The 10566-nt window shown below is 40.3% G+C and carries 7 protein-coding genes and 19 tRNA genes; all 26 read right to left on the bottom strand.

Annotated features, from left to right (window positions below; translation table 11 throughout):
- Positions 1-166 precede the first annotated feature (166 nt).
- The 26 genes from ABH902_RS15580 to ABH902_RS15705 all read right to left on the bottom strand — a co-directional run bounded on the left by ABH902_RS15580 (position 167) and on the right by ABH902_RS15705 (position 10456).
- Complete coding sequence (locus ABH902_RS15580; RefSeq protein WP_404592317.1) at positions 167-1804, bottom strand: peptide ABC transporter substrate-binding protein; 1638 nt, start codon at positions 1802-1804, stop codon at positions 167-169.
- Positions 1805-1829: 25 nt separating this feature from the next.
- Positions 1830-2147 carry a cupin domain-containing protein gene (locus tag ABH902_RS15585; RefSeq protein ID WP_404592319.1) on the bottom strand — a complete coding sequence of 106 codons (318 nt, stop codon included), beginning with the start codon at positions 2145-2147 and terminating at the stop codon, positions 1830-1832.
- A gap of 191 nt (positions 2148-2338) precedes the next feature.
- Entirely contained in the window at positions 2339-2815 is a 477-nt protein-coding gene (locus ABH902_RS15590) for a nucleoside deaminase (RefSeq protein WP_404592321.1), read from the bottom strand.
- 14 nt (positions 2816-2829) lie between these two features.
- Positions 2830-3591 (bottom strand): tyrosine-protein phosphatase, encoded by a 762-nt coding sequence (locus ABH902_RS15595; RefSeq protein ID WP_404592322.1) that lies wholly within the window; start codon positions 3589-3591, stop codon positions 2830-2832.
- A 158-nt stretch (positions 3592-3749) separates the two neighbouring features.
- Positions 3750-5183 carry a 6-phospho-beta-glucosidase gene (locus ABH902_RS15600; protein WP_404592324.1) on the bottom strand — a complete coding sequence of 478 codons (1434 nt, stop codon included), beginning with the start codon at positions 5181-5183 and terminating at the stop codon, positions 3750-3752.
- Between the two features lie 85 nt (positions 5184-5268).
- Positions 5269-7170: a beta-glucoside-specific PTS transporter subunit IIABC gene (locus tag ABH902_RS15605; protein ID WP_404592327.1), complete on the bottom strand. Its 1902-nt coding sequence runs from the start codon at positions 7168-7170 to the stop codon at positions 5269-5271.
- Between the two features lie 136 nt (positions 7171-7306).
- On the bottom strand, positions 7307-8146 hold the full coding sequence (licT, locus tag ABH902_RS15610; RefSeq protein ID WP_404592329.1) for a BglG family transcription antiterminator LicT: 840 nt from the start codon (positions 8144-8146) through the stop codon (positions 7307-7309).
- Between the two features lie 255 nt (positions 8147-8401).
- Positions 8402-8473 (bottom strand) — tRNA-Glu (locus tag ABH902_RS15615).
- A gap of 11 nt (positions 8474-8484) precedes the next feature.
- Positions 8485-8558: transfer RNA gene (locus ABH902_RS15620), tRNA-Ile, on the bottom strand.
- A 12-nt stretch (positions 8559-8570) separates the two neighbouring features.
- Positions 8571-8641: transfer RNA gene (locus ABH902_RS15625), tRNA-Gly, on the bottom strand.
- Positions 8642-8658: 17 nt separating this feature from the next.
- Positions 8659-8731 (bottom strand) — tRNA-Phe (locus tag ABH902_RS15630).
- A gap of 20 nt (positions 8732-8751) precedes the next feature.
- Positions 8752-8825 (bottom strand) — tRNA-Asp (locus tag ABH902_RS15635).
- 42 nt (positions 8826-8867) lie between these two features.
- A tRNA-Met gene (locus ABH902_RS15640) sits at positions 8868-8941 on the bottom strand.
- Positions 8942-9098: 157 nt separating this feature from the next.
- Positions 9099-9188: transfer RNA gene (locus ABH902_RS15645), tRNA-Ser, on the bottom strand.
- An 18-nt stretch (positions 9189-9206) separates the two neighbouring features.
- Positions 9207-9278 (bottom strand) — tRNA-Glu (locus ABH902_RS15650).
- 9 nt (positions 9279-9287) lie between these two features.
- Positions 9288-9375 (bottom strand) — tRNA-Ser (locus ABH902_RS15655).
- 20 nt (positions 9376-9395) lie between these two features.
- A tRNA-Ile gene (locus ABH902_RS15660) sits at positions 9396-9469 on the bottom strand.
- Between the two features lie 4 nt (positions 9470-9473).
- Positions 9474-9544: transfer RNA gene (locus tag ABH902_RS15665), tRNA-Gly, on the bottom strand.
- 12 nt (positions 9545-9556) lie between these two features.
- Positions 9557-9630 (bottom strand) — tRNA-Asp (locus ABH902_RS15670).
- Positions 9631-9672: 42 nt separating this feature from the next.
- A tRNA-Met gene (locus ABH902_RS15675) sits at positions 9673-9746 on the bottom strand.
- Positions 9747-9903: 157 nt separating this feature from the next.
- Positions 9904-9993: transfer RNA gene (locus ABH902_RS15680), tRNA-Ser, on the bottom strand.
- 31 nt (positions 9994-10024) lie between these two features.
- Positions 10025-10098, bottom strand: a tRNA-Ile gene (locus ABH902_RS15685).
- Positions 10099-10117: 19 nt separating this feature from the next.
- Positions 10118-10191: transfer RNA gene (locus ABH902_RS15690), tRNA-Met, on the bottom strand.
- A 19-nt stretch (positions 10192-10210) separates the two neighbouring features.
- A tRNA-Ala gene (locus tag ABH902_RS15695) sits at positions 10211-10283 on the bottom strand.
- A gap of 15 nt (positions 10284-10298) precedes the next feature.
- Positions 10299-10372, bottom strand: a tRNA-Pro gene (locus ABH902_RS15700).
- Positions 10373-10382: 10 nt separating this feature from the next.
- Positions 10383-10456 (bottom strand) — tRNA-Arg (locus tag ABH902_RS15705).
- Between the last annotated feature and the right edge of the window lie 110 nt (positions 10457-10566).

Raw genomic sequence — 10566 nt, forward strand, 5'->3', positions numbered from 1 at the left:
AAAGTAAAGAACACTTTTGCTTCACACTCTAAACACGAATAAACGGCGGGAACAGAAGCAGCCTCTTCGGAAATAAGCCGAAATTCACAAAAATTTGAAGAACAATTTTCGTGAATTCCTTCTTATTTCTCGAGGCTAAACGCTTCTGTCCCGACCTCTTTTTAAATTATTTTGTTGTTTTGTAGACATTTTTTAAGGTTAATGGTGCAGCGAAGGTGTGATAATTTAAGCCCTTCACTTGTTCATTTTGTAAAACAGACTGCTGGTTTTGGCTGATGATAATCATGCCCGCCGTGGTTTCAATCGCTTCTTTTTCAGCTGCAATCAGTGTTGCCCAGCGTTTATTCAAATCAGTCGCATATTTAACAGAAGCATCGTCTAACAAGCTGTCAAACTTAGGATTACTGTAATTACGGTCGTTGCCTGTTTTCAGCATGCCCAATGTGGAAATCGGATCCTGATAATCTGGAGTCCAGTAGATTAAGAACATGTCGTAATCACTGTCTCGACTCAAATTCAAGGCTGTTTCCGTCGGTAATACGGATACGTTAATTGTTAAGCCATCAAACAGCTTCGTTAAGCTTCCCTGCAGACTTTCACCCATCTTCTTGTAAGAACCGTCATCGACAACCATTAAGTCCAGAGAAATCTTGTCCCCCAGCTCTTTTTTAGCTAATTCCCAATATTTTAAGGCTTCATCTTTATCATACATCATTAAGTTACCGGCTTCTTCTCTAAAGTCAACGCCGGTTTCCGGATTGCTGACAAAGCCTTCTGTAATTGCCCCATAAAGTGGCGTAGAGCCATCTGCAATAATATTATTGACTAAGTTCTCCTTATCAATACCAAGCGCTAAAGCTTTCCGCAGGTTTTCATTTTTAAGCGGTGTATCTTTGCCCTTACGCTTTTGGTTCAAACGAATATAGTTCATCGTAGCCGCGGGATAAGAATGATAGTTCGGATTACCTTGATTTTGCTTTGCCAGCTCTCCTGTCACTGTCGCTACGTCTAATTGCCCATCTTCAAATAAATTCAACGCGGTAGAAGCTTCTTTAACTACTTCATAATGAATTTCATCAGATTTCACATTTTCGTGATCCCAATATTTTTCATTTTTCTTCAAATCCCAGCTTAAATCTGTTTGCCCCCAATTTTCAACGGTAAATGGACCATTATAGACGGTTTTGTCGCCAGAGGTGCCATAGTCTGCACCGTATTCTTCCACGACCTTTTGATTTTGCGGGAAGAAGGTTGGAAAAGCCAAAACAGAAGTAAAGTAAGGCTTCGCTTCTTTTAGCTTAACCTCTAGAGTATGGTCGTCAATTGCTTTCACGCCCAATTCATCCACTGCTTTTTTACCGTCAGAAATTTCTTCCGCATTTAAAATCGTATCCCTCACTAAAAAGCTGTATACATAGCCGTTTTTAGGATCAATCATTTTTTTCCAAGCATATTCAAAATCCTGTGCTGTGACAGGATCATCATTGCTCCAGATTGCTTCTTCTCTTAGCTTAATCGTATACGTCTTGCCATCTTCTGAAATCTCCGGCATTGCTTCCGCGACAGCTGGAATCAGCTGGTCCTTGTCATCTAATGCATATAAGCCTTCAAAAGCAGCTGTTTGAACAATCGCATCAGGAAAATCCAGCATCACTGAGGTATTCAGTGTTGTTAATTCTGATGGCGACATTAATTTCAGTGGCTCTGTTTTTTGGTTTTCCTCCGAGGCATTTTTATTGCTTGTACAGCCGGCAAAAATCAAAGCTGCGACCGCCAGTGTTATCGTTTGAATTATTTTTTTCATACTTAACTCCCTCATTGTTCATTTTTTATTGACGTTCAACTAAAACCCAGACAACGACTGCGGGTTCAGTACCGTCGTTGTAATTAATATGTCCTTCACCTGCTTCGATCAGCTGAGCATCTCCCGGTTTGCCCACAAGATCTTGTCCGTCTTCTAAAATCGTATGTGCTTCCCCAGAAACGACGTACGAATATTCATCCTGTTCGTGTCTGGCATAACCTTCCAGTGGTCTTTTTTCTCCTGGCTGCAGTACGATTACGCCCATTTGAACTTGTTCATTCGGTTGGTTATCTTTATCAAAAAAAATTGTCATCTCCTGCGGCAATGATGGCTTAATGATCATTAGTGGTCATCCACTCCTTTTTATTTTTAAGTGATGTTTTCTATTATTGCGTTTACTGTTAAATAAGTCAATCTTTTTTTGAAAATTCTGAATTTTTATCGGGAAATTAAATGATAGGATTACAATCATTAACCACAGCAAGCTTTTCTCGCCTCTGACAAGAAAAGCTTGGCGGCTTTCGTATCTTTCATTTATTGCCAATAGCCTTCATGGACTACTGCGGCAGCGGCTTCTACTTCAGGAAACGGACCAATGACTTGAATCTTTTTTTGACCATGACGCAGAATCTCTTCGGCAGGTAAGTCAAAGGTAGGATTTTGAGCATTATTTCCAGTTAATTCCAAGAGCCGTTTCTCTGTCATTGCGTAGACAATCGTCCCGATATTACTCCAGTAAATGCTGCCTGTACACATCGCACACGGCTCTGCCGTTGTATAAAGCGTACACTCCCACAAAAATTCTTTGCTGTATTTTTGCGAAGCTCTGGCCGCTAAAGTCGTTTCTGCATGACCGGTACAAATGCCTTCGGTAATTTCAATATTTTCCTGCTCCAGTAAAATTTGACCATTTTTGTCTACCAGCAAGGCGCCAAATGGCGTGTTTCCGTGTAGTCTGGCATTACGGGAAATTTCAATGCAGCGTTTTAATAATTCTTGATGCGATTTCATCTTACAGGCTCCTTTTAATCTAAAAGAAATCGATGTTTAATAAATTCTGTTTTTTCTTTATCAATACCGAGCGCTTCTTTCAAGTAGGCTTTGCAGTCTCCATAATTTTTTTCAACTGCCCAATAAAAATTATCCAAATAACGACTTTCGACATTCAACGCAACCTCAAGAGCCTTTAAATTAGCGGGAGGCAAATTGCTTTCTTTGGCTTGTGCCAACAGCAACGCGTTTTCTGTTTTGCGTAATTTGTTTGTCAGCATATAATCTGCGTAGATCGCTTCTTTAGGAACGTCTAATGTTTCCAACACTAATGCTGCGGCGATGCCTGTACGGTCTTTCCCGGCAAAGCAGTGAAATAATAGGCTTTCGCGTTCCTTCAATGAAAGAATTTGATCAAAGAAGTTTGTATATCCGGTTTGCGCAGTTTGATTCAGCGCTATATCAGCATATAATTTTTCCATATAATCTGCTGATTTTTCAGGTGAACCGATTTTTACAAAGTCATTGATTGAGGCACCTTCATCGTGGATATCCTTTAAGATATCAATATGAATATACTCCGTATCCGTCACCGATTTATCTGGTCTTTCAGAGACTTCAGCATCGCTTCTTAAATCAACAATTTTACCTAAACGATAGTTCTCTTTTAAACGCTGTTCATCCTTTTTAGCCAGCTGCGATAATTCACCGGAGCGTAAAAATACTTCTCTTGCGACCACTTTTCCTTCAGTGTTTTTGATGCCGCCAATATCACGGAAATTAGTAATTGTTACCATAAGCTACCTTCCCTTTCTCTCCTCTTTTATCTTTTATTCCTATTATACACAAAACTAGTATGAATTTGTTTCGTTTTAATATTTAATACAAATAAATGAACAAGGGACTCTGACGTTTTTTGTCACAGTCCCCATTTTATTATCGCTAGTTGTTACTTTTAAGCATTTGCTAAATCTTCACCGTTAGTAGCAATTACTTTTTTATACCAGTCAAATGATTTTTTCTTCGAACGTTTCAATGTACCGTTGCCATCATTATCACGGTCAACATAGATGAAGCCGTAGCGTTTTTTCATTTCGCCTGTTCCAGCTGAAACAAGGTCAATACAGCCCCAAGTCGTGTAACCTAAAAGATCAACGCCATCTTGCTCGACTGCATCCTTCATAGCTTGAATATGCGCTGCCAAATACTCAATGCGATAATCATCTGCTACATAGCCATTTTCATCCGGTGTATCCACAGCACCTAAGCCGTTTTCTACGATGAATAAAGGTTTTTGGTAACGATCATATAAATCGTTCATTGTCACACGTAACCCAAGCGGATCAATCTGCCAGCCCCATTCACTTGCTTCAAGATACGGATTTTTCACTGAAGCAAAGATGTTTCCTGCTGTTTTTTCGTTAATTGCTGGATCAGTTGATTGAACACGTGAAGAGTAATAAGAGAATGAAATAAAGTCAACGGTATGCTCTTTTAATAATTCCAAATCTCCTTCTTCAATTGGCAACTCAATTCCTTTACGCTCTAATTCTTTCAAGGCATACGCTGGATATTCGCCACGTGATTGAACATCAATAAAGAAGTAATTTTCACGATCTGCTTTTCTTGAAGCCCAAACATCCTCTGGTTTACAGGTATAAGGATAGTAAGCGCCTGCTGCCAGCATACAACCTACTTGGTTTTCAGGATCAACTTCGTGAGCGATCTTGGTCGCAATGGCACTAGCAAGTAATTCATGATGCGCTGCTTGATATTTTACCTGTTCTTTATTTTCACCTTCTTCAAAGTAAAGGCCAGCGCCCATAAATGGTGCATGTAAAATCATGTTAATTTCGTTAAATGTTAACCAGTATTTTACTAAGCCTTTGTAGCGGTTGAAAATTACATTACATAGATTTTCATAGAAACCGACCATTTCACGGCTGCGCCATGCACCATATTTTTCCACTAAATGCATCGGGCAATCAAAGTGAGTAATTGTCACAAGCGGTTCAATATTATACTTGCGGCATTCTTTGAATAAATCTTCATAGAATTTCAAGCCTTCTTCATTTGGCTCAGTTTCATCCCCTAATGGGAAAATACGGCTCCAAGCGATCGATAAACGATAGGTCTTAAAACCCATTTCGCCAAACAAGGCAATATCTTCTTTATAACGATGATACATGTCAATCGCATTTTGAGCTGGATAAAAATGTTCATCATCAAAATGAAACATTTTCTTTTCTCCAGTAATAACTGGGAAACGGTCTGGTCCAACAGGTGCCAAATCGACGTTAGCTAAACCTCTGCCACCTTCATTATAGCCGCCTTCACATTGATTGGCTGCTGTTGCGCCGCCCCATAAAAAATCTTTTCTAAATGCCATATCCAAATTCCACCTTTATTTAAATTTATAGTCAACGAGAAAAAAGATTTCTACATAAAAATCTTTTTTCTCTCGTACTCACTTTTTAAGCTAACGCTGTAATCAGCGTATCATTAGATGTTACTTCTTTGTCCTGTGTTTCAATAATGTCTAAATAATCGCCTGTATTTGTCACAATAACTGGTGTTTCTACGCTGTAGCCCGCTTCTTTGATTGCTTCAATATCAAAGGTAACTAGTACCTGTCCTTTTTTCACTTTGTCGCCTTGGGCTACTTTTGCTTCAAATCCTTTACCTTCAAGCTGCACTGTATCCATACCAATATGAATTAATAGCTCCATTCCTTGATCGGAAATTAAGCCAATCGCATGCTTCGTTGGGAATAAAGTCATCACTGTTCCGTCAAACGGAGCGCGAACTACACCTTCTGTTGGATCAATCAAGACACCTTTACCTAGCGCACCTTGAGCAAATGCTTGATCACTTGCCTGACTCAATGGCAATACACGTCCTTTAACAGGACTCAAAACAGCTTCCTTCATTGCTTTTTGTGCTTTATTTTCAGTTTCTGTTGTTTCTTCAACTGCATCATCTTTCCAGAAGAAGAATGTTAGACCAAAACCAATAACCATTGAAATCGCAATTGCTACGAATGAATGCATCATTCCGCTCGCATCATCGCCATTAATATAGTTTAGCACACCGAAGATCCCTAAACCACCCATTGTGTATCCAACTACATGATTAACCATTAGATATAAACCACCAACGGCTCCACCGATCATTGAAAAGACAAACGGCATTTTTTTAGGTAAAGTAATCCCGTAAATAGCAGGCTCAGTCACCCCGAAGATCCCTGAAATAATTGCCGGCGGACATAAAGCTTTCATTTTTTTATCTTTTAATTTGAAGAACATCGCCATAACAACAGCTGTTTGCGCAAAGCTCGCACCGAAAGAACCAACTAATACTTGGCTAGCACCTTCTTGCGTAATTTGCATAATTGCAAGCGGTACAACACTCCAGTGTAAACCAAAAATAACCAATACTTGCCAGAAGAAACCAAGGATAATTCCATATAAAGCAGGTGAGAAGCCCATCAATGCTTGGAAACCACTGCTTAGTAAATCAGTTAACATGCTGATGATTGGGCCAATAACTAAAAATCCGATTGGTAATGCGATTAGTAATACAAAAAACGGTACTAAGAACGTTTGTACCACTTCAGGAATAATCTTCTTAAACAGCTTTTGAACCTGAGCGGCAAAAGCAATAATAAAGATAATTGGTACCACACTACTCGTGTAGCTTGCACCTACCCAAGGAATACCTAAGAACGTATCATACGCTGCTAGACCGAACAAGTTGTAAGGAGCATTGGCACCCGCACCAGCTGTTTGTTCAAATGCAGCCTGTAATGCGCTCCCTTGAACGGTTGGATAACACAACGCGGCTCCAACGACAATCCCTACCATAGGATTCAAATTGAATTTTCTTGCAGCTGTATATCCCAAAATTACGGGCATGAAATAAAAAATTGCATCTCCGATACCATTTAGCATCGTATAAGTTCCAGAAGTAGCTGAATATAATTTTAAGAAAACCAATAAGGCATTTAGTCCTTTTACCATACCGGCTGCTGCTAAAGCACCAAGGAATGGTTGGAAACAGCCGCTCAAAATATCAATTAAACGATTAAATAGATTCCCGCCAGACGATTCCTGTTCAGAATCTGCTGAAATACCAGCAATTACGACTACATCATCATAGACAGCAGGGACATGATTTCCGATTACAACTTGGTATTGTCCGCCACTCTTCATTACAGTAACCACGCCATCCATATTTTTCAAAATGTCGTCGTTTGCTTTTGATTCATCTTTTAATTTAAAGCGTAGACGAGTGATACAGTGTGTTAAACTGTTAATATTTTCCTTACCGCCGACATTGTCTACAATTTTTTCTGCTAAATCACGATATTTTCCCATTTTTTGTTCCTCCAAATTCAATTTAAGTTAATAGTTTGAAGGTTTAGCCAACTTAATGTCACTATCCAAAGGGTATTTCCAGTTCTTCGATCCTCCTTTTTCTTATTTATAAAAAATCTTCTGCAAGATTTATTCCCTAATTATTGGTTTGTACAACACGTGCAATATGAATAATTAAATACATTTTTTCTTCTTTTGAAATAGTATACTGATACTGTTCCAGTAAAAAATTAGAGATTCGCTTCACACAAGTATACGCATTGTGGTATTTCTTTTTAATCACTTCATATAATTCACCGTCATCTTCATCCCGAAATTCTTTATGATTTAATAAACGATAAGCAAAAAATTTTAAATGAGTGCTAAAACGATAAAAGTATACGGATTCCTCATTGAAAGTGATTTTAAAATGATATTTTACAATATTGGTAATTTCTTGCATGATTTTAGTCAGTTCATAGACATCGCCAACCTCTTCATCCATTTCAGCATTCACCAAGTGTAATGCGATAAAACCTGCTTCATCATCAGGAAGCTGCACCTCAAATTTTTCTTTGACCATTTCCAAAGCCTTCGTACCAATAAAATATTCATCACAGAAAAAACGCTTAATATCCCATAATAGGAAATTTTTCACTTTAATGCCTTGACGGATTCTCTCCAAAGCAGTATACAGGTGATCCGTTAATGAAATAAAAATAGTATCATTCAATTTTTTGCCCAGCTTCGTTTTGGCATACGTGATAATTTCATCGGATAGCTGCATGACTTCCAGTGGAAGTTCACTCAAAAGCTCTTGAAACTTTAGAGAAGTATCTCGATTTGCCAAACGAAAAACTTGATCAATCTGATCTTCTTGAATCACTTCACCAACTTTCCTTTTAAAAGCAATTCCACGCCCCATAACAATTTGTTCTTGCTCTTTCTCATCTAAAGTAATTACAACATTATTATTCAAAATTTTTTGAATAATCATTTTTTCACTCCCTTCTTTCTTTATATTTACTCCTTTAGCTGTTTAATAAAAAAGAAAACCCAACCTTTCCAAAAAAGAAGACACTCCTCTCCATTGGAAAAATTAGGTTTAGCTTGTTAAATTAAACAATCACTATCCATTTATTCAATTGCTATATAATGTACTTTTAGATTAACTCAAACTAGAGTAATTGTCAACGTTTTCATTGGATTTTTATTTTAAAAAAACATCTAACAAATGTTAAATGTTTAATCATGACCCGTACGGGAATCGAACCCGTGTTACCGCCGTGAAAGGGCGGTGTCTTAACCGCTTGACCAACGGGCCTTATAAAATTATGGGCCTAAATGGACTCGAACCATCGACCTCACGCTTATCAGGCGTGCGCTCTAACCAGCTGAGCTATAGGCCCTTAAAGAAGAAAAGCGGGTGACGAGAATCGAACTCGCGACAACAGCTTGGAAGGCTGTGGTTTTACCACTAAACTACACCCGCATGCTTTCTCTTTTAAATGGCGCGGGACAGAATCGAACTGCCGACACATGGAGCTTCAATCCATTGCTCTACCAACTGAGCTACCGAGCCAAAAATATATCTTATGTTAACGGTCTGGACGGGACTCGAACCCGCGACCTCCTGCGTGACAGGCAGGCATTCTAACCAGCTGAACTACCAAACCATCCGCTACTATTGCTAGTAACTTTTTTGCTTTTTCAAGCAATTGCGGGGGCAGGATTTGAACCTACGACCTTCGGGTTATGAGCCCGACGAGCTACCTGACTGCTCCACCCCGCGATAATATAAGTTCTATATTTCTATAGAATTTTTTCAATCAACTATAGTTAGTTGATGACTGTTTGACGTTTTTAGTAAGGTCACTTCGCTCACTGTGTTCGCCAAGTACTGTTCAACATCTGCTCTGACTAAAGTCAATCGCAGTGTTTCTCAGCAAAGGAGGATAAGGGATTCGAACCCTTGCACGGTTTTACCCGCCTGACGGTTTTCAAGACCGTTCCCTTCAGCCGGACTTGGGTAATCCTCCATGAATATAAAAATAACATGACCCGTACGGGAATCGAACCCGTGTTACCGCCGTGAAAGGGCGGTGTCTTAACCGCTTGACCAACGGGCCTAAAAAGAACGGAGAAGGAGGGATTTGAACCCTCGCGCCGGTTTCCCGACCTACACCCTTAGCAGGGGCGCCTCTTCAGCCACTTGAGTACTTCCCCAAGAAATAAAGTAAAAATAATGGGCCTAAATGGACTCGAACCATCGACCTCACGCTTATCAGGCGTGCGCTCTAACCAGCTGAGCTATAGGCCCATAAAGCGGGTGACGAGAATCGAACTCGCGACAACAGCTTGGAAGGCTGTGGTTTTACCACTAAACTACACCCGCAAAATGAAGCGACGGTCTGGACGGGACTCGAACCCGCGACCTCCTGCGTGACAGGCAGGCATTCTAACCAGCTGAACTACCAAACCATCCGCTACTATTGCTAGTAACTTTTTTGCTTTTTCAAGCAATTGCGGGGGCAGGATTTGAACCTACGACCTTCGGGTTATGAGCCCGACGAGCTACCTGACTGCTCCACCCCGCGATAATATAAGTTCTATATTTCTATAGAATTCTTTCAATCAACTATAATTAGTTGATGACTGTTTGACGTTTTTAGTAAGGTTACTTCGCTCACTTTGTTCGCCAAGTACTGTTCAACATCTACTCTGACTAAAGTCAATCGCAGTGTTTCTCAGCAAAGGAGGATAAGGGATTCGAACCCTTGCACGGTTTTACCCGCCTGACGGTTTTCAAGACCGTTCCCTTCAGCCGGACTTGGGTAATCCTCCGTAATAATAAAAATAACATTCGTCACTACAATGGACCTTGTAGGACTCGAACCTACGACCGGACGGTTATGAGCCGTCTGCTCTAACCAACTGAGCTAAAGGTCCAGACTGGTTCTAAAATGAATCGCGGCGGAGGGGATCGAACCCCCGACCTCCCGGGTATGAACCGGACGCTCTAGCCAGCTGAGCTACACCGCGAATATATAAATGAAACTAATGGAGCCTAGCGGGATCGAACCGCTGACCTCCTGCGTGCAAAGCAGGCGCTCTCCCAGCTGAGCTAAGGCCCCTAAATTAAAAACAAATCGGGAAGACAGGATTCGAACCTGCGACCCCTTGGTCCCAAACCAAGTGCTCTACCAAGCTGAGCTACTTCCCGTATTTGAAAATGCACCCAAAGGGAGTCGAACCCCTAACCTTTTGATTCGTAGTCAAACACTCTATCCAGTTGAGCTATGGGTGCTTAAAACAAGGATCTACACATCAGATGTTGCCATCTGCTTTCTACTTCTCCACATCGAGTGCGTCAAAGTAATGCCGAGGACCGGAATCGAACCGGTACGGTGATCACTC

This window comes from Enterococcus sp. UD-01, from assembly GCF_044909655.1.
Taxonomy (GTDB): Bacteria; Bacillota; Bacilli; order Lactobacillales; family Enterococcaceae; genus Enterococcus_L.